This is a genomic window from Dechloromonas aromatica RCB (assembly GCF_000012425.1).
The window spans coordinates 561,385-579,456 of sequence record NC_007298.1 but is presented as its reverse complement, the minus strand read 5'-3'; the positions used below and the strand labels follow the sequence as shown (position 1 = coordinate 579,456).

At 59.6% G+C, this 18,072-nt stretch carries 19 protein-coding genes and 1 other RNA gene; 11 read left to right on the top strand and 9 right to left on the bottom strand.

Going from position 1 to position 18,072, the window contains the following annotated elements; genetic code table 11:
* Positions 1-215 precede the first annotated feature (215 nt).
* From DARO_RS02680 to DARO_RS02670, 3 genes are all read left to right on the top strand, one after another.
* Complete coding sequence (locus DARO_RS02680) at positions 216-1,058, top strand: AAA family ATPase (RefSeq protein WP_041224174.1); 843 nt, start codon at positions 216-218, stop codon at positions 1,056-1,058.
* Positions 1,059-2,234 carry a VWA domain-containing protein gene (locus DARO_RS02675; protein ID WP_011286282.1) on the top strand — a complete coding sequence of 392 codons (1,176 nt, stop codon included), beginning with the start codon at positions 1,059-1,061 and terminating at the stop codon, positions 2,232-2,234. It abuts the gene before it with no gap.
* Positions 2,235-2,930: 696 nt separating this feature from the next.
* On the top strand, positions 2,931-3,650 hold the full coding sequence (locus DARO_RS02670; RefSeq protein ID WP_011286281.1) for a PEP-CTERM sorting domain-containing protein: 720 nt from the start codon (positions 2,931-2,933) through the stop codon (positions 3,648-3,650).
* 71 nt (positions 3,651-3,721) lie between these two features.
* Here the strand turns inward: DARO_RS02670 and rnpB are convergent.
* The 4 genes from rnpB to DARO_RS02655 all read right to left on the bottom strand — a co-directional run bounded on the left by rnpB (position 3,722) and on the right by DARO_RS02655 (position 6,106).
* Positions 3,722-4,104, bottom strand: an RNA gene (rnpB, locus tag DARO_RS22065) — RNase P RNA component class A.
* Positions 4,105-4,137: 33 nt separating this feature from the next.
* Positions 4,138-4,803: a thiopurine S-methyltransferase gene (locus tag DARO_RS02665; RefSeq protein ID WP_011286280.1), complete on the bottom strand. Its 666-nt coding sequence runs from the start codon at positions 4,801-4,803 to the stop codon at positions 4,138-4,140.
* Positions 4,800-5,462 (bottom strand): hypothetical protein, encoded by a 663-nt coding sequence (locus tag DARO_RS02660; RefSeq protein ID WP_011286279.1) that lies wholly within the window; start codon positions 5,460-5,462, stop codon positions 4,800-4,802. The genes DARO_RS02665 and DARO_RS02660 overlap by 4 nt, the downstream gene beginning before the upstream one ends.
* A 167-nt stretch (positions 5,463-5,629) precedes the next feature.
* Positions 5,630-6,106 carry an Lrp/AsnC family transcriptional regulator gene (locus tag DARO_RS02655; protein ID WP_011286278.1) on the bottom strand — a complete coding sequence of 159 codons (477 nt, stop codon included), beginning with the start codon at positions 6,104-6,106 and terminating at the stop codon, positions 5,630-5,632.
* A 132-nt stretch (positions 6,107-6,238) separates the two neighbouring features.
* Between DARO_RS02655 and leuA the strand changes: the two genes are divergently transcribed.
* From leuA to infA, 3 genes are all read left to right on the top strand, one after another.
* Entirely contained in the window at positions 6,239-7,945 is a 1,707-nt protein-coding gene (gene leuA, locus DARO_RS02650) for a 2-isopropylmalate synthase (protein WP_011286277.1), read from the top strand.
* Positions 7,946-8,226: 281 nt separating this feature from the next.
* Entirely contained in the window at positions 8,227-9,108 is an 882-nt protein-coding gene (locus DARO_RS02645) for a transglutaminase-like domain-containing protein (RefSeq protein ID WP_011286276.1), read from the top strand.
* 30 nt (positions 9,109-9,138) lie between these two features.
* A complete protein-coding gene (gene infA / locus DARO_RS02640; protein ID WP_011286275.1) occupies positions 9,139-9,402 on the top strand; it encodes a translation initiation factor IF-1 in 264 nt (87 codons plus the stop codon).
* On the opposite strand, the gene DARO_RS02635 is transcribed toward infA, so the two are convergent.
* The 5 genes from DARO_RS02635 to rsmI form a co-directional block, all read right to left on the bottom strand.
* The gene (locus DARO_RS02635) at positions 9,399-10,175 is read right to left on the bottom strand and encodes a DUF3025 domain-containing protein (RefSeq protein WP_011286274.1); all 777 of its coding nucleotides are present in this window, start codon (positions 10,173-10,175) and stop codon (positions 9,399-9,401) included. The two genes, infA and DARO_RS02635, sit on opposite strands and share 4 nt — an antisense overlap.
* Positions 10,172-10,609 (bottom strand): hypothetical protein, encoded by a 438-nt coding sequence (locus tag DARO_RS02630; protein WP_011286273.1) that lies wholly within the window; start codon positions 10,607-10,609, stop codon positions 10,172-10,174. The genes DARO_RS02635 and DARO_RS02630 overlap by 4 nt, the downstream gene beginning before the upstream one ends.
* Before the next feature lie 11 nt (positions 10,610-10,620).
* Positions 10,621-11,655, bottom strand: coding sequence for a dihydroorotase (pyrC, locus tag DARO_RS02625; protein ID WP_198134148.1), 1,035 nt, complete (start codon positions 11,653-11,655; stop codon positions 10,621-10,623).
* Between the two features lie 89 nt (positions 11,656-11,744).
* Complete coding sequence (locus DARO_RS21500; protein ID WP_011286271.1) at positions 11,745-14,603, bottom strand: MASE3 domain-containing protein; 2,859 nt, start codon at positions 14,601-14,603, stop codon at positions 11,745-11,747.
* 136 nt (positions 14,604-14,739) lie between these two features.
* Entirely contained in the window at positions 14,740-15,579 is an 840-nt protein-coding gene (gene rsmI, locus DARO_RS02615) for a 16S rRNA (cytidine(1402)-2'-O)-methyltransferase (protein WP_011286270.1), read from the bottom strand.
* A 10-nt stretch (positions 15,580-15,589) separates the two neighbouring features.
* Between rsmI and DARO_RS02610 the strand changes: the two genes are divergently transcribed.
* The 5 genes from DARO_RS02610 (at position 15,590) to DARO_RS02590 (ending at position 18,058) form a co-directional block, all read left to right on the top strand.
* The gene (locus tag DARO_RS02610; RefSeq protein WP_011286269.1) at positions 15,590-15,952 is read left to right on the top strand and encodes a YraN family protein; all 363 of its coding nucleotides are present in this window, start codon (positions 15,590-15,592) and stop codon (positions 15,950-15,952) included.
* Entirely contained in the window at positions 15,930-16,295 is a 366-nt protein-coding gene (locus DARO_RS02605; RefSeq protein ID WP_011286268.1) for an HIRAN domain-containing protein, read from the top strand. The genes DARO_RS02610 and DARO_RS02605 overlap by 23 nt, the downstream gene beginning before the upstream one ends.
* 41 nt (positions 16,296-16,336) lie before the next feature.
* Positions 16,337-16,927 (top strand): phosphoheptose isomerase, encoded by a 591-nt coding sequence (locus tag DARO_RS02600; protein WP_011286267.1) that lies wholly within the window; start codon positions 16,337-16,339, stop codon positions 16,925-16,927.
* Positions 16,927-17,592, top strand: a complete 666-nt coding sequence (locus DARO_RS02595) for a BON domain-containing protein (RefSeq protein WP_157037268.1) — start codon at positions 16,927-16,929, stop codon at positions 17,590-17,592. Before DARO_RS02600 ends, DARO_RS02595 begins: the two co-directional genes overlap by 1 nt.
* An 82-nt stretch (positions 17,593-17,674) precedes the next feature.
* Positions 17,675-18,058 (top strand): DUF6394 family protein, encoded by a 384-nt coding sequence (locus tag DARO_RS02590; protein ID WP_011286265.1) that lies wholly within the window; start codon positions 17,675-17,677, stop codon positions 18,056-18,058.
* Positions 18,059-18,072: the final 14 nt, after the last annotated feature.

The following is an 18,072-nucleotide window of genomic DNA, read 5'->3' as shown; positions in this document are numbered from 1 at the left end:
ACAGCAATGTTCAGGAAGCCATTACGCCTATACACAAGAACCGGATATCTCATCCCCCTTCTTAATCATCAATTTAATTTCACTATGGTGCTTAGCCTTGGCGATAAACGCCATATGCATAATACCCTTAGCAATAATCAGTACCACAACCAATGGCACTTCCGGCGCGTCCTTTAGTCATACAATCCCCGCATCCCCAGCCGACAAGAAGAACCATGAAATTCGAAGGTACCGATAGCTACGTCGCCACCCGCGACCTGACCCTGGCGGTCAATGCCGCCGTCGCCCTGCAACGCCCGCTGCTCATCAAGGGCGAACCGGGCACCGGCAAGACGCTGCTCGCCGAGGAGGTGGCGCGGGCACTGAACATGCCGCTGTTCCAGTGGCACGTCAAATCGACCACCAAGGCACAGCAAGGTCTTTACGAATACGACGCCGTATCCCGACTGCGCGACTCGCAACTCGGCGATCCGCGCGTCGAGGACATCTCGCACTACATCGTGCATGGCGTGCTGTGGCAGGCGTTTGAATGCGATGAGCCTTCGGTGGTCCTGATCGACGAAATCGACAAGGCCGACATCGAATTCCCCAACGACCTGCTGCGCGAACTCGACCGCATGGAATTCCACTGCTACGAGCTGCACCGCACCATCAAGGCCAAACACCGGCCGCTGATCATCATCACATCGAACAACGAGAAGGAACTGCCCGACGCCTTCCTGCGCCGCTGCTTCTTCCACTACATCAAATTCCCGGACAGGGAGACCATGCAGCGCATCGTCGGGGTGCATTTCCCGGTGCTCAAGCACGAGTTGCTGAAGGAAGCGCTGGAGGTGTTCTTCGACCTGCGCGAAGTGCCCGGCCTGAAGAAGAAGCCGTCGACCAGCGAATTGATCGACTGGCTGAAACTGCTGCTGGCCGAGGACATCCCGCCGGAAGCCTTGCGCGCCAAGGAAGCCAAGGATGCCATTCCGCCGCTGCATGGCGCGCTCCTGAAGAACGAGCAGGACGTGCATCTGTTCGAACGCCTGGCCTTCATGAGCCGCCGCAAACCGTAAATGCTGGTCGATTTTTTCCTGCACCTGAAGTCGCGCCAGTTACCGGTGTCGACCAACGAGTTGCTGGCCCTACTCGAAGCCCTGGAGGCACGGCTGGTGACGGGCAGTCTGGACGACTTCTACCTGCTGTCGCGCACCCTGCTGGTCAAGGACGAAACCCTGTACGACCGCTTCGACCGGGCCTTTGGCGAATATTTCAAGGGCGTCGAGGCGCTGCCCGGTTTCGATGCCATGGTGCCGGAGGAATGGCTGGAACTGGCTGCACGGAAACATCTGTCCGAAGCCGACCGGGCCCGCCTGCAGAAGCTCGGCTACGAGAAGGTGCTCGAGCAGTTAAAGGAGCGGCTGGCCGAGCAAAAGGAACGCCACGCCGCGGGCAGCAAATGGATCGGCACGGCCGGCACCTCGCCCTTCGGCCACGGCGGTTACAACCCGGAAGGCGTGCGCATCGGCGGTGAATCGGTCGGCAACCGAACGGCGATCAAGGTCTGGGACCAGCGCGAATTCCGCAATCTCGACGACTCGCTCGACCTCGGCGTGCGCAACATCAAGGTCGCCCTGCGCCGGCTGCGCCGCTTCGCCCGCAAAGGTGCGGCGACCGAACTCGACCTCGACGGCACTATCGCCGGCACTGCCCGTAACGGCGGCTGGCTTGACCTGCACCTGCGCCCGGAGCGGCACAACGCGATCAAGGTGCTGCTTTTCCTCGATGTCGGCGGCTCGATGGACGACCACATCCAGGACTGCGAAGAACTGTTTTCCGCCGCCCGTTCGGAATTCAAGCATCTCGAGCACTTCTACTTTCACAACTGTGTCTATGAAGGCGTGTGGAAGGACAATCATCGGCGCCACAGCGAAAGATTGTCGACCTGGGAAGTCATCCACACCTACGGCCCGGACTACAAGCTGATCTTCGTCGGCGATGCCAGCATGAGCCCCTACGAGGTCGGCCGCCCCGGCGGCAGCGTCGAACACTGGAACGAGGAAGCCGGCGCCGTCTGGCTGCAGCGGATGATCGACGCCTGGCCGCGCGCCGCCTGGCTCAACCCGCTGGCCGAAAATTACTGGGGCTACACGCCATCGATCGGCATGATCCGTGAAGTCATCGGCAACGACCGGATGTTCCCGCTGACGCTGGACGGCTTGGAGCGTGCCATGCGCAACCTGTCAAAATAAAATAACTGGAATATTTTCAGTTTCACAAAATAAGTGAAATCGTGAATGCGCCGATTCCCGTAACAACCACCACCCACCAGCCGCGCAAACTCACTCCTCCACGCTTTCTGCAGACCCGCCCGGACTACGCTGGGCCACTGGCACCATCTAGCTGCTATAGAAAGAGGCTCCGCATTTTCCAAGCAACCTCCAGCAAACAACCAGTCCCAAGCCCCCGATTCGATCTCCGCAGGTGGCGGCGCCAGAGCATGGAACTCATTGATGCCAAAGATGAAGTCAATGGCGCTGGTATCGGAAAATCACCAAGGGCGTGGCTTTGAGCATGCAAAAAACGCAGCCTGACCGCCAATCTTGGCGTAAACGTTCCTAACTTGCCCCCGTCGATAGCCACAGCAGCTGTAATGGGTTGCCGAGCGCCAAAAACTGCTCAGCCACCAAGGAAGTCACGGCAAGATCGCGCCGAAATATTGACTTGTTACATAAGAAAAACTTGCATGCGAGGGCGTGTCGATAAACTTTACATATCGTCTTGCACCTCCCAGCAGCCCCACCCGACCAAGCGGCTAAGCATCTAAATTAATGGCAGTTTTAACAAACGGGCACGGACTATGCATAGAAATCACCGAAGGAATTTCCAATACCTGATTTCTGTTATTACACCAGGCATCCAATATCTGTTTTGCGGAGGAACAAAAAATGACATTCGGTACCATCTTCAAGAAAACAGCCTTGTCCGCTGCCTTGGCGCTAGCGCTCGCTGGTTCGGCAACCGCAGCCGTAACCTACAATCAGGACCTTAGCGCCCCGAGCGACATTCCCGGCCTGACCGGTTTTCAAACCACCGGGGCAATGATGGGCGGAATGCAGGTAGTTGCAACTTTTGTAGAAGGCAACGGCAGCACTTTCACTGAAAGCCGTAGCTGGGCAGCCACTGGTGCCACCTCGGGTGGCGTGACCGGCACAGGCTGGTCACTGACACAGACTGGCGATACCTACGCAGGCTTGTGGAGTTTCAATTTCACGAACGTAGGCACAACAGCCCCGTTTACCCTGCTGACACTATCTCTGAATGGCAACTCTGGGTTGACCTTATTTGACCGTTATTTTGACGGCACTGCCGGTACCACTGGCTCTTTCAACGGTACGGACCTCAGTTTTACTGACGGCACCATCAGCGCCGCAGTGACCTACTCGGACGTTGTTGGCGTTGGCGGCGCCTTGCCAGTAGAAGATATCTTTCATCAAGTTTTTATCAATTTCAGGGAAGGGATCGCAACATCCTTCCAGTTTTTGCAGGACACCGACAACGATAGCCGGTTTAACCAGCCTATTCCCGAGCCGGGCACGCTCAGCCTTCTTGGCTTGGCGTTAGCCGGCGCGAGCTGGAGAGCTCGTCGGCGTCAAGCCAGCAACTGAGAGAAGGCATAACCCTGCCGCAACGCAAGCCCTACAGTGTCTGTAGGGCTTTTTCTTGTCAGCTGTCGATATTGGAAAGCCGGCCGATAAGCCGGGTTTTGTTCCCCTCTTGCGAGGTTCGGCAATCATTCCTCTAGGCCTGCCGTCACCGACAGGCTCAAGCAACCTACCCGGAAGCAGCGCGGGCCACGCCTCAGCTTCCCTATTTGGTCTTGCTCCGGATGGGGTTTACCGTGCCGTCCGCCGTTACCGTGGACGCGGTGAGCTCTTACCTCGCCGTTTCACCCTTACCTGTGCGTCTTACAACGCCATCGGCGGTCTATTCTCTGTTGCACTTTCCGTTGCCTTAGGTCTTGCGACCGTATAGCACCCAGCCGTTAACTGGCATCCCGCCCAATGGAGCCCGGACTTTCCTCCCGGCACTTACGTGCCCAGCGATTGCCTGGCCGACTTTCCAGCGCGGATTATACGCGTGCCACGCCGACAATCAGCTCGGTAGCAGGCGATAAAACTTGTGCTCGATGGGTAGCGGCGGCGCATCAGGCGTCTCGGGATTCATTTGAAAACTGGGCGCAACATGCACCAGATCGACCGTGAAGCGTTCGGCATAGAGCGTCAACAACTCCTCGGCCACATTGGGTTCAGCACCATCGGCATCGCCTTCTTCCGGATCTTCTGCAGTCAACAGGAATATCGGGCAGGTTTCTGGAATCAGGGCGTGGAGGTGCGCAACATAGATCGCCCGAACCGATTCCGGCAAGGCTGTCAGCGCGGCGCGATCATATACCGCGGAAATTGGCCCAAGATCAGCAGCCGTCAAGGCAAAGATGTCGCCGCAAAAAATGCGTATCGGCCCGCTCGACCATTCGGTCAGCCGGCCCACCTGTCGGCGAGCCGGCAGCAGACCGTTTTCGCGAAAAAAAGCCCGGACGGCGATTGGGCTCAACTCAATGCCAATCACCTCGCAACCTTGCTGCGCCAACCACAGCAGGTCCAGGCTTTTCCCGCACAGCGGCACGAATACCCGGCTGCCCTCCGCCAGGTTCAGGCTATGCCAGTAGCGAATCAACAGCTGATTGACAGTCTTCTGATGGAATTCGATATTCCGGTCACGCCAGCATTGCTGCCAAAGTGCATTGTCGGGATTGCTCATGAGACAAGGCCGCGATGAAAATGCAGGAAACTGCCACGATAGGCCTCGCCATCGGCGAAGGTGCAATCTGCCTTGGATTCGCCATAGAGGTAGCCAAAACCCGCCATGGCCCGACGAAAGGCCGGGCGGTTGCCGCGATTGGGATCGACGATCAGTACCTCGCCGCCAAGCGCCGAATGACGGTCGATAAAAGAAGCTAGCATCAGCGGCTGATCGCGCTCGTAGAGCACGTCACTGCCGATGATCAGGTCGAACAGCCCAAGCTCGGGATTGTCCCGCCCCCAGTTGCCATCAGCGTAAGTCATCGGACCAAGGTGGTTGAGGAGCAGATTCTCTTCAAGGAAAGGACGGCTCATCGGGTGGGCATCGCTGGCCGTCATGTCGCCGGAGCGCCGATGAACGACCAGGCTGGCCAGGCAAAGGCCGGCCCCGATCTCGAGGATACGCTTGCCGACCAGATCAAAGCTGTCCATGGTCCTGGCGAGTACACGGGCCGATGGCCAGATCTGCCCGAACAGCGACCAGCTGGCCGGTGAAATGCCGGCGGCTTCCGCTTCACCTTCGGGGTCGTGGTATTGCTGGCGATCGAGCAACGAGCGAATTTGATAATCCGAATTGCCGATGGCAACGGTCTGGAACCGGACCTGATAACCAGGCATTGGCACCTCTTCTCTGGAGGAAAGCGTGTTTGCACGTCAGAAAATGTTCCGATCGAACGGGCACAACGCTTTCAAGAAGAGCGATGCAGGGCCGAAAAGGCACTCGCTGGGGAGACCGGACAAGCCGGTTCCGCTAGGGTAACACCGGTCCCCCCCCCGAGCTATCGTTACCTTGAGGCCTCGACTAGTGGCAAGGCCGTTTTATCGACCACCTTGCGCAGCACGAAACTGGAATGCACACCGGTGACCCCCTGAATGCGGGTGATCTTATTGAGTAGCAGATCCTGATACCCATCCATGTCCTTGACCACGACCTTCAACTGGTAATCCGACTGCTGACCAGTGATCAGCAGACACTCAAGCACTTCCGGAATTTCCGAAATCGTCGCTTCCAGGTTGGCGAAGCGTTCCGGCGTGTGCTGGTCCATCGAAATGCCGATCAGCGCCATCAACGACAGGCCGAGCTTCTTGGCATCAAGCATGGCGCGATAACCGGTAATCAGCCCCGACTCCTCAAGCACCCGCACGCGACGCAGGCAGGGTGATGGCGAGAGGCCGATACGGTCTGCCAGATCCTGGTTGCTGATACGGCCATCGGCCTGCAGGATGGCGAGAATTTCGCGATCGTAACGATCAAGTTCCATTTTATTGCTCAGTAAATTTATATTGAAAAATTATCTGCCAATTTAATGCAAATTCATAGCCAATTTCGCAAGCACCTGCCGCTCGCTTTAGCCTAATATTTCGCCATCGCAAAACGTTTTCCGGAGCACATCATGATTGCCAACCCAGCCACCAAATACACCGCTTTTCCGCCGGTCCAGCTTGCCGACCGCCAGTGGCCGAACCGCACGATCACCCAGCCGCCGATCTGGATGAGCACCGATCTTCGCGATGGCAACCAATCTCTTTTCGAACCAATGAATGCCGAAAAGAAGATGCGCATGTTCAAGCTGCTCTGCGACATCGGCTTCAAGGAAATCGAAATCGCCTTCCCGTCCGCCTCGGAAACCGAATTCGGCTTCGTCCGCAATCTCATCGAAGGCGGCCACATTCCCGACGACGTCACCATCGAGGTCCTCACCCAGGCCCGCGAACACCTCATTCGCCGCACCTTCGAAGCACTCAAGGGCGCCAAGAAAGCCATCGTCCACGTCTATAACGCGACCAGCAAAACCTTCCGCGACAACGTCTTCGGCATGAGCAAGGCCGAGGTCGTGCAGATGGCCGTCGATGCCGTCAAGCTCATCCGTGCGCAGGCGGAAGCCATGCCGGACACCGAAATCATCCTCGAATACAGCCCGGAACTCTTTACCGCCACCGAGCTCGATTTCGCCAAGGAAGTCTGCGATGCGGTCACCACCGCCTGGGGTGCGACGCCGCAGCGCAAGGTCATCCTCAACCTTCCGACCACGGTCGAGATCGCTACGCCCAACATCTACGCCGACCAGATCGAGTGGATGCACCGCAACCTCGCCCGGCGCGACAGCGTGATCATCAGTCTCCACCCGCACAACGACCGCGGCACCGCCGTCGCCGCCGCCGAACTCGGCCTGATGGCCGGCGCCGATCGCGTCGAGGGCTGCCTCTTCGGCAATGGTGAGCGTACCGGTAACGTCGACCTCGTCACCGTCGCCCTCAACATGTACACGCAAGGCGTCCATCCCGGCCTTGATTTCTCGGACATCAATGCCGTCGCCCGTGCTTTCGAACACTGTAACCAGCTCCCGATCCACCCACGCCACCCATACGTCGGGGATCTCGTTTTCACGGCCTTCTCCGGCTCCCACCAGGACGCCATCAAGAAGGGGTTTTCCGCTCAAGAGGCGGCAGAGCAATGGTCAGTGCCCTACCTCCCGATTGACCCGGCCGACGTTGGCCGCAGCTACGACTCGGTCATCCGCGTCAACAGCCAGTCGGGCAAGGGGGGCATCGCCTATTTGATGGAAACCGAACACGGTGTGGTCATGCCGCGCCGCTTGCAGGTCGAGTTCTCCGGCGTCGTCCAGCAACACACCGACGCCCATGGCGGCGAAGTGAGCGCTGACGGCATCTGGGCCATGTTCGCCCGGACCTACCTCGACGCCACCACCCCGATCCGCTACCGCGAACACCACCTCTTCGAACAAGGGCGCAATCAGGGCATCCGCTTGAACATCGACATCGACGGCACGCCACACATCCTGACCGGCGAAGGCAACGGCCCGATCAACGCCGCAGTCCACGCCCTGCAGAGCGCCGGCATCAACATTCAGGTGCGCAGCTACGAGGAACGTTCGATGGTACCGATGGGTGAAGATGGCAACGCCCGGGCCTGCGCCTTCATGGAAATCGCCGGCAAGGGTGGAGACAAGAGCGGCGGCGAATGCTACGGCGTCGGCGTCGACAGCAATATCGTCACCGCGTCGATCAAGGCCTTGCTCAGTGGTGTCAATCGCCTCGGCGCCGCCCGGACGAGCGGCGACCAATCGCAAGCCGCCTGAGGCACCACGCAATCCCTTGCCAAAACATCGGCAAGGGATTGAATTTTCTAATACTTTCCTTGCTTACCGGCATTTCGGCGCGTAGAATTCTTCCAGCCTCGTGTTGTATAGCCTTGGCCAATTCGTTCTGCCCGCGTAAATGCTGTCCCTGCCTTATCTTCGCTCCGCGAACCACCGGCAAGCCGTACTGATCATTTCCCCGTCGCAAAGCGCCGTTTTATTGCTCGCTTGAGCGCTTCCGGCTTTTCCGGACTTCCGGATGCCGTCACTTTGGGGAATACATGGTCCGCATCCAGTTCGCAATCGATCTGCATTATGAACTGAACTATCCGGGCGCCGATTTCGTTTTCAACATCCACGCGGCACAGACCGCCAGCCAGGCCATCATCAGCGAAAACCTGGTGGTCAGCCAGCAGGTACCGACGGTCATCCAGACCGCCCCGGCCACGCACGCCCGCTTCCTGCGCCTGACCGGTGCCCCCGGCCCACTGCACATCAGCTATCAGGCGCTGGTCGATATCGACCACCATATCGGCAACCCGGACCTGATTCCGGAAACGCCGATCGGCCAATTGCCGCTCTCGGTACTGAACTACATCTACCCCAGCCGCTACTGCCAGTCCGACCGCCTCGCCAATCTTTCGATGAGCGAATTCGGCCATCTGCCCAAGGGCTATCGGCGCGTCGAAGCCATCCGCAACTGGGTGAACAAGCACGTCGCCTTCCGCAGCAACACCACGAGCTCGACCACATCAGCGCTCGATACGGTGACCGATCGCGTCGGCGTCTGCCGCGACTTCGCGCACCTGATGATCGCCATCTGCCGCGCGCTGAGCATTCCGGCCCGCTTCACGACCGGGATCGACTACGGCGCCGATCCGGCCCTCGGCCCGACCGACTTCCATGCCTACGTCGAGGTCTTCCTCGGCGGTCGCTGGTACATGTTCGACCCGTCCGGCACCGCCATTCCGATGGGCTTCGTCCGCCTGGGTACCGGGCGCGACGCGGCCGATGTGTCCTACGCCACCATCTTCGGCAGCGTCTCCTCGCCGCCGCCGTTGATTTCCGTCACTGCCATCACCGAACCCGGCCGCCCGTGGGAATTACCCCGCCACCGGCCGGAGGCGATTTCGACCGATGCTTCACCGGTCGACGCCGGCTAAACCCCATTTTTCAATTACTGGAGAAAACACTTGGCTAAAGAAGAACTACTTGAAATGCAAGGCGTCGTGAACGACGTCCTCCCCGACACCCGCTTCCGCGTCACGCTGGAAAACGGCCACGAACTGATCGCCTACACCTCAGGCAAGATGAAGAAGAACCACATCCGCATCCTGGTCGGTGACAAGGTCACGCTCGAGCTCTCGCCCTACGATCTGTCCAAGGGCCGCATCACCTTCCGTCACATCGAGAATCGCGGCACACCGAATCCGCAAGCGCAGCGCCGCCGCTACTAATCTTTAGCGCGCCGTCCCGGACGAAACTGCCAGGTATCGTCGTAGTAGTCCGGGTTCTCGCTTTCTGGCGTCACGCCGGGGATCCCCAGCAGGGGAAGAGGCTGGAAGTCACGCGGCCGGTTATATTTACCGCTCGTCAGATCCACCGCCAGCAAGGTGTCGACCGCAGCGACTTGCGCCTCGGTCGACATAAGAAGCCAGTCCTCACTCACTTCGTAGAGCACCGCCTTGGCGGTCAGCCCACGAAATGGCTTGAGCAACTGTTCGTAGGTCGCGTGGCCGAAGATCACGAAGCGCATGCTACTGATCACCTCGGTCCGCCGCTCGACAAACAACTCTTTCCAGCAAAACCCACGCAGCAGGTCGAGCAATTCCGGCCGACTGGACAAGACGACGATGCCACATTCGTCAAAGTGGGTCAGCACATCCCGCGAATTGGTGCGCTTTTCGCCCGGCGCCTGCATGGCGCGCATGTGAGCGGCACTGACGGCGATCTTGGTCTTCGGAAAGCTCAGCCAGACCAGCGCGTTGAAGAAATCGTGCCAATTATCCGGCCTGGTTTCGACCTCGCCGCTCTCCCAGATCCGGCACTCGTAGACCAGACCATCCGGCTGCGGTGGTACGAAACGAATTCTTTGGCCATTTTCGGCATGTATCGGAAATTGCATGGCCAGTTGAGCCACGGCTTGGGCATCGGGTCGCAGCGGCAGGCGCTCAAGCCAGCGCTGTAACGGCTCGAACAGTGGCGACGCGTAAAGGCTGGCAGCGCTCACTCGTCAGCAGCGGAGGTGTCTTTTTCTTCCTTGACGAAGACCAGTTCGCCGTTCTTGACGAGGAAAGTACCGATCATCTGCCCCATGCCCTCGACCGGCTCGCTATCCATCTTGGCGAAACTCTCGCAGGTCTGCGTCTCGGTGGCAAACATGCGCTTGCCAACCTTGATGATGAAGGCACCCGATGGCACCTGATAGACCTCGACCTTGGTCTTGTCAGTCCCTGTACCCATATTATGCCGGCGCATACAGGCCGGCATGCGCGAAACGACAAGATACAGATTGACCTTGCTGTCCCAGAAATAGGGCTGCTCGCGAATCAGTGACAGCACATGCTCGCGGCTGTTGTCGATTTCATACGTCGCACCGTCGTTCACACAGGCAGAGAGCAGCGGCACTGCCAGCAACGGCAGGAGGAGATGGCGCAGACGCATGATGGGTTTCCTCAGAGCATTTTCCAGGACAGCGTTTCGCCGGCGCGCAGCGGAACGATGGTGTCGGTGCTGATGTACGGGTAGTCGGCCGGCACGGTCCAGTTTTCCTTGACCAGCGTGACGGTGCCACTGTTGCGCGGCAGGCCGTACCAGTCCGGGCCATTGAAGCTGGCGAAAGCTTCCAGCTTGTCGAGCCCGCCAGCCTGCTCGAAGGCTTCGGCATACAGCTCGATCGCCGCATAGGCGGTGTAACAGCCGGCACAGCCGCAGGCCGCCTCCTTGGCGCCCTTGGCATGCGGCGCCGAATCGGTGCCGAGGAAGAATTTCGGATTGCCGGAAATCGCCGCCGCGACCAGCGCCTCGCGATGCGTCTCGCGCTTCAAGACAGGCAGGCAGTACCAGTGCGGCCGGACACCGCCCTGGAAAATGGCGTTGCGGTTGTACAGCAAGTGGTGGGCGGTGATGGTCGCCGCCACGTTGGCCGGCGAGCCGGCCACGAACTCGGCCGCATCCTTGGTCGTGATGTGCTCCATGACCACCTTCAGCGTCGGGAAGCGCAGGGTCAGCGGTAGCAGCACGGTGTCGATGAAGACCTTTTCGCGGTCGAAGAGGTCGATCTTCGGATCGGTCACCTCGCCGTGCACCAGCAGCGGCAGGCCGACGCGCTCCATTTCGGCCAGCGTGTCGTAGGCCTTGGCGATGTCGGTCAGACCAGCATCGGAATTGGTCGTCGCCCCGGCCGGGTAAAGCTTTACCGCCTTGACGAAGCCCGAGGCAGCGGCTTTGGCAATTTCACTGGCCGGCGTGTTGCCGGTCAGATACAGCGTCATCAACGGCTCGAAGCAGGCGCCGACCGGCAGCGCGGCCACGATACGGTCGCGATAGGCAGCGGCCTGCTCGACGGTCGTCACCGGCGGTTTCAGGTTCGGCATCACAATGGCGCGACCGAACTGGCGAGCGGTATGGGCAAGGACGGACGCCAGCGCTTCGCCGTCGCGCAGGTGGAGATGCCAGTCGTCGGGACGGGTGATGGTCAGTTGCATGATTGTTTCTCTGGGCAGTTTTCGCGATTTTAGCAGGGAGGCCCAGCACATCGCAGGCGTTTCCATCATCGCCGAGTCAAGGCAGCATCCAATCACGCACCCGAAACAAGGCGCTCAAAGTCGCCAATTGGCAGCGGCCGACTAAAAAGATAGCCCTGATAGCAGTGACACCCAATACCCGCCAGCAGTTCGCGCTGCGCCTCGGTCTCCACACCTTCTGCGATCACGCCCAGTCCGAGGCTCTTGGCCAGGGCGACAACGGAACTGGCAATCGCCACATCATTGGCGTCGACCAGCACGTCACGAACGAAAGACTGATCGATCTTGAGCTGACTAAGCGGCAGGCGCTTGAGGTAGGAAAGCGACGAGTATCCAGTACCGAAATCATCCAGCGAAAATCCGATGCCAATTGCCTTCAATGACTGCATTTTGGCGATTGTCGCCTCGACATCATTGACCAGCATGCTTTCAGTCAGCTCCAGTTTCAGGCGGCCGGGGTCGGCACCAGCCTCGCGTAATACTGTCGTCACCTGTTCGACGAAATCCGGCTGACGCAACTGAACGGCACTGACGTTTACAGCCAGGACCAAGCCCGCCATCACCGGTGATTCAGCCCAGCGGGCCAATTGCGCTGCCGCCTGCTTCAGCACCCAACTGCCGAGCAGCACGATATCCCCGGTTTCCTCGGCCAGAGGAATAAAAATAGCAGGAGACACCATGCCACGCTCAGGGTGCTGCCAGCGCAAAAGCACTTCCGCCCCTTCTATTCTTCCATCCTCACCGATCTGGGCCTGATAGTGCAGCAGGAACTGCTCTTCCTCAATGGCGTATCGCAACGCCTCTTCAATGGCCGCCCGTTCCCTGAGTGCAATTTCCATGCTCGGATCAAAGAAACGAACGGTATTCCGCCCCGCCCCCTTGGCCTGATAAATGGCGAGATCGATCTGCCGCATAAGGGACTCGATGCTCTCCTGCTCGCCCTTGAACAGTGTGGCCCCGATACTCACCGTGTTGCGATGAATAACGTTCCCTAACTGGAATGTTCGCCCCAGTTCGGACAGCAGATAACGTGCCGCCGCTTCGGCGCCCTGCATGGCTGCGCTTGGATCAGTTCCCAACTCAGACATAATCACCGCAAATTCGTCGCCCCCCAGGCGGGCGACGGTGTCACTCTCACGCGAGCATCGGCGCAGGACTTCGCCAACCTGCTTCAGCAAAAGATCCCCGACATTGTGGCCAAGGGTATCGTTGAGTGTCTTGAAGTTATCGAGATCGACGAACAACAAGACGCCATAGTTACTGCTGGCGCGGCATTTCGCCATCACCTGACTCAGTCGCTCCTGCAGCAGGATGCGGTTGGGCAGACCTGTTACCTGATCATAATAGGCCAGTTGATGAATTCGACTTTCGGCCAGCTTGCGTTCGGAGACGTCCTGATGCAAGCCAATGTAATGGGTGACCTCACCGGAGTCGCCAAGCACCGCGGAGATTGTCAGCCACTTCGGATATATCGAACCGTCTTTGCGACGATCCCATATCTCGCCCTGCCAGACCCCTGAACTCCGGATGCTTTCCCACATTTTTTGATAGAACGCCGGATCGTGTCTGCCTGAACGGAGGATGCGCGGCGTCTGGCCAACGCACTCCTCGACGGCATAACCGGTGTCTCTGAGGAAGGCCTGGTTGACCCGCAGGATGACACCATTCGCATCGGTTACCAACATTGCTGTCTGGGACTCGAAGGCGGCTGCTGCGAGGCGCAGGTCGGCCTCGATCCGCTTGCGCCGGGTAATGTCATGGGCAATACCCAGCGTCCCGATTGCCTGCCCATCCAGATAAAGCGGGGTCTTCGTCGTTTCAAAAAGTCCGCTATAGCCATCTGCGGCAAACTCGAGCCACTCTTCGTTGCTCAAAGGGCGTCCGGCTGCCGTCGCGGCGCGATCTTTCTCGCGAAAGAAGTCGGCTAGGTCCTTGTCGAAAAAATCGTAGTCTGTCTTGCCCAGGATGCTCTTTTCCGGCGCCCCGAGTAAACGCTCGAATGCCTTGTTACAGGACATGAAAACGCCATTCGCATTCTTGACGAAGACCGGGTCGGGAATCGCTGACAGCAGGGCCTGCAGACGCGAACGCTCCAACTTCATTTCACGGAAAGGGGCCAGCACTCCAGCGTCGAACATCGCCCGATAAACCATCAGGTAGGCAACAGCCTTGTAGACATGACCGAGCAGATTGAATAGATCGGTCACCTCGCCATAAAGCGTGAAGAACATCTCGGCGAGCCCTTGTACCCAGGCGGCGGCAGCCAGCCAATGGAGATTGGCATTGTCCGTTCGCTTCGCCTTGACGAGCAGCCCCCAGGCAGCGAGTGCATAGAGTGCAGCCAGCAGGTACTCCGCGCCGATCTTGAAGGGGGTCAGCCCCTCGCCCGGCACAAAGGTCCGGGGAAACCACTGCGGATGCATCAACCCAAGCCACCAGGCGCAAGCGGCAACGACGACAACCCCGGCGACCAGACAATTGCCGGCACAAGCCGACAAGTCGCGCTTTGGCAGCACGGCAATGCCCAAGAGTGCCGCTGCGGCAACATAACGCCCGGCCAGCCAGAAATTGATCGCCTTTTCCGGTCCGCTAGGCGTTAGCAGATCCGGCATTCCGGCATAGGAAAGGGTATGCCCGAAGTCAATCAGGCATACCGCCAGGAATCCGGCGCCAAGCAGAATCTTGTCACTGTTGCCTGGCTGCCTGCGGAGATTCCAGGCCAGCGCGAACACCATGCATGCAACCGCCATGGCGACGAATTCCAGCGCGGTATGAACGGGAAGATATTGCGCGGGCGTTGAAAAGAAACGAACCGACGGCAACGCCCAGCCCAAGGCCAGGCCCAGCGTAAGAATGACACACCAAAGTTGCGGCGAGACCCCCGTTTCGCCGCGCTCCATCACAGGAGACACACGCCCGCTCCGCTCCACACCCCTCCTCCCACGTCGGCCGCTAACCGAACAACTCCCTAAGTTTTTGAATTTTTTCCGAATATACCAAAACCAGGAAGAACTGAGTCAGCAAGCGCTCGGCAGATCCAGCGTAAAGCTATTGCCCTCTCAGCAACAAGGCGCGTTCATACAGCGCATTCTTGGCCGCGCCGGTGATTGTCGAGGCCAGCTTGGCGGCCTGTTTGACCGGCAGCCCTTCAGCCAGCAGTAGCTTCAAGACCCGCTCGCCTTCGCCGCTCTCGGTCTCCGCTGGGGCACCGGAAAGCATCAGCACGAATTCACCGCGTTGGCGATTGGCATCTTCCTTGAGCCAGTCGAGCGCTTCGGCCAGCGGCAGGGAATGAATGGACTCGAACAGCTTGGTCAGTTCGCGGGCGATGACCAGGGTACGCTCGCCAAACACGGTCGCCATGTCCTCCACGGTTTCCAGAACGCGGTGCGGCGCTTCATAGAAGACCAGCGCACACGGCTGCTCGCGCAACGCCTCCAGCGCCTGCCGGCGCTGGCCACCCTTGGATGGCAGAAAGCCGTAGAACAGAAAATGCTCGTCAAGCAGACCGGAAGCCGACAGCGCGGTCGTTACCGCGCAAGGCCCAGGCAACGGAACGACCTTGCACCCGGCGGCACGAACAGCCGCGACGATGCGGGCACCGGGGTCGGAAATACCCGGTGTGCCAGCATCGGAAATCAGGGCGACCGCTTCGCCGGAGCGCAGTTTTTCGACGATACGGGCGGCAGCTTCGTGTTCGTTATGCTGGTGCGCCGGTATCGTTCGTGCCGGCGCACCAAGCTGCTTGAGCAAGGGGCCGCTGTGCCGGGTATCCTCGGCGGCGATCCACGGCACGGTGCGCAGGACTTCTTCAGCCCGACGAGTCAGATCGGCCAGATTTCCGAGCGGCGTCGGGACGACATACAATACGGCGGATTCTTCCGTCATTTTTATCAGCATGCAGGTAAAGGCCAACGATACCACCACTGCGCGCGGCCGCGAAGCCGAGGACAGGGCGGCTCGCCATCTGGAGCGCGGCGGCCTGCGCGTCGTCGAGCGCAATTTCCGCATCCGCGGCGGAGAAATCGACCTGATCTGCCGCGATGGCAAGGGGCTGGTCTTCGTCGAGGTGCGCCAGCGCAGCCGCAGCGACTTCGGCGGGGCTGGGGCCAGCATCACGGCTGGCAAGCGCCGGCGCATCGTACTGGCGGCGCAGCACTACCTGCTCGGCAAGCCAGATTGCGACTGCCGATTCGATTGCGTCTTGATCGATGGCGAACAGTTGGAATGGATCAAGCATGCGTTTTCTGCTGACGATTAGCCTGCTCTGCTGGCTGGCGACAGCCCAGGCCGAGAGCATCCGGGTGCTGGTGCAAAATTCGCCACTGGCCGGTAGCCAGTACTACGCGGTTGGCGAGTTGTGGCAGGAGATGAAAGTCGGCGATGGACTCGACCTCTTTCGCGAACCTGATAACAAGCACGACCGCAATGCCATTCGCGTCGAATGGCGCGGCCACAAGCTGGGCTATGTGCCGCGCGCCCAGAACCGCGCGGTTGCGGCGGCGATGGATGCTGGCGACCGGCTCACCGCCCGCGTGTCGTCCCTGAGCGACAACAAAAATCCATGGCAACGGGTGGCGTTCGAAGTGTTCGTGGAGCTGTGAGGTAGAATGCTTCGATCTACAGCCTTAAACCTTTGAACGATATGGATCTCATCGCCCGCGTTGCCAAGAATTTCGAAGACAGCGCCCAAACCAAGCTGAACGCCGTCGACATGATGGCTGCCCCGATTGCTGCCGCCATCGAGACTATGACCAACTGCCTGATCAACGGCGGCAAGATTCTCGCCTGCGGCAACGGCGGCTCGGCCGGCGATTCGCAGCATTTCGCCGCTGAACTGATCGGCCGCTTCGAGGCCGAGCGTCAGGAACTGGCCGCCATCGCGCTGACCACCGACAGCTCGATCCTGACCGCCATCGGCAATGACTATTCGTTCAACCAGATTTTCTCCAAGCAGGTGCGCGGCCTCGGCCATTCTGGCGACATCCTGCTGGCCATTTCCACCTCCGGCAATTCCGGCAACATCATCGAAGCCATCAAGGCCGCCCACGAACACGACATGCACGTGATCGCGCTGACCGGCAAGGGCGGCGGCCAGATCGGCGAAATGCTGCGCGACGCCGATATTCATCTCTGCGTACCGGCCGACCGGACGGCGCGCATTCAGGAAACCCACCTGCTCGTCATCCATTGCCTGTGCGATGGCATCGATGCGCTTTTACTGGGAGTCGAATGATGCAAAAAGCCAAACTCAGCCTGGCTGCCCTGCTGATGATTGCCGCCCTGCCCGCCTTGCAGGGCTGCGTTGAAGCCGCCCTGCTCGGCACTGCGGCCGCCGCCAGCGTGATGTCAGCCCATGACCGCCGCTCGACCGGCACCCAGACTGACGACGAGACGATGGAATGGAAGTCCAACAATCACGTGCCGGCACAGTACAAGGACCATTCGCACGTCAATTTCACTGCCTTCAATCGCCGCGTGCTGATCACCGGCGAAGTACCGAATGAAGAAGCCAAGTCGTCGATTGAAAGCGAAATCCGCAAGATCGAGGGCGTTCGTGACGTTATTAACGAACTGGGCATTGGTCCGGCGACGCCGCTGGGCAGCCGCAGCAACGACAGCTTCATCACGTCCAAGGTCAAGGCTCGCCTGGTTGACACCAACCAACTGTCCGCCAACCACATCAAGGTGCTGAGCGAGCGCGGCATTGTCTACCTGATGGGCATCGTCAACGAGCGAGAGTCCAAGGTGGCCATCGCCGTCGCCCGCACTACGGCCGGCGTCGTCAAGGTCGTCAATGTGATGGAAATCGTCAGCGACGATGAAACCCGCCGCCTCGACAATCAAGTCCTCGGTGCCCGTTCGGCGCCACCGCAAAGCGCCCCGGTCGAGAATCGCTGACCCCCTCGCCGGGCAAGGCCCGACAGGAGTAAGCTGACAGGGCGTGCCGCATGGCACGCCCTGATTGCATTTGGGGGGCATCATGAATCTCGAAAAAGTCATTTTCGGTTTCTTCATCCTGTTGGCAGCCACGCTCAACTTCGGATTTTTCATCGGCGACATCGCCAGAGCGGAGTTGCATAGCGTCTACGAACTGGCGGCCGCGCTGTTCGTCAGCCTGATCGCCACCGCGCTCAAATTCGGCGACCGCACACAGATCGGCGCCATCCACCTGTCCACCAGTCTGGTCGCCGACCTGCAACTGATCGCCGCCGCCGTCACCTGGGGTATCGCCGAACACGTCACCGGCGTCGGCATGACGGCGCATGTCACGTCCAGTGTCGTTTCCCTTTCTGGCGGTGCGCTATTCGCCAATATCGTCTCGGTCATCATCCTGATCGTCGAAACGGTCATGCTGCGCCGCTAGGCCAGCCGGGAGCC

Coding starts and splice junctions, on each gene's coding strand:
- DARO_RS02680 (WP_041224174.1), top strand. CDS start 216: ATGAAATTCGAAGGTACCGATAGCTACGTCGCCACCCGCGACCTGACC.
- DARO_RS02670 (WP_011286281.1), top strand. CDS start 2,931: ATGACATTCGGTACCATCTTCAAGAAAACAGCCTTGTCCGCTGCCTTG.
- DARO_RS02655 (WP_011286278.1), bottom strand. CDS start 6,106: ATGGAACTTGATCGTTACGATCGCGAAATTCTCGCCATCCTGCAGGCC.
- DARO_RS02660 (WP_011286279.1), bottom strand. CDS start 5,462: ATGCCTGGTTATCAGGTCCGGTTCCAGACCGTTGCCATCGGCAATTCG.
- DARO_RS02630 (WP_011286273.1), bottom strand. CDS start 10,609: ATGCGTCTGCGCCATCTCCTCCTGCCGTTGCTGGCAGTGCCGCTGCTC.
- DARO_RS02605 (WP_011286268.1), top strand. CDS start 15,930: ATGCGTTTTCTGCTGACGATTAGCCTGCTCTGCTGGCTGGCGACAGCC.
- DARO_RS02600 (WP_011286267.1), top strand. CDS start 16,337: ATGGATCTCATCGCCCGCGTTGCCAAGAATTTCGAAGACAGCGCCCAA.
- rsmI (WP_011286270.1), bottom strand. CDS start 15,579: ATGACGGAAGAATCCGCCGTATTGTATGTCGTCCCGACGCCGCTCGGA.
- DARO_RS02665 (WP_011286280.1), bottom strand. CDS start 4,803: ATGAGCAATCCCGACAATGCACTTTGGCAGCAATGCTGGCGTGACCGG.
- DARO_RS02610 (WP_011286269.1), top strand. CDS start 15,590: ATGCAGGTAAAGGCCAACGATACCACCACTGCGCGCGGCCGCGAAGCC.
- DARO_RS02675 (WP_011286282.1), top strand. CDS start 1,059: ATGCTGGTCGATTTTTTCCTGCACCTGAAGTCGCGCCAGTTACCGGTG.
- DARO_RS02645 (WP_011286276.1), top strand. CDS start 8,227: ATGGTCCGCATCCAGTTCGCAATCGATCTGCATTATGAACTGAACTAT.
- leuA (WP_011286277.1), top strand. CDS start 6,239: ATGATTGCCAACCCAGCCACCAAATACACCGCTTTTCCGCCGGTCCAG.
- DARO_RS02595 (WP_157037268.1), top strand. CDS start 16,927: ATGCAAAAAGCCAAACTCAGCCTGGCTGCCCTGCTGATGATTGCCGCC.
- DARO_RS02590 (WP_011286265.1), top strand. CDS start 17,675: ATGAATCTCGAAAAAGTCATTTTCGGTTTCTTCATCCTGTTGGCAGCC.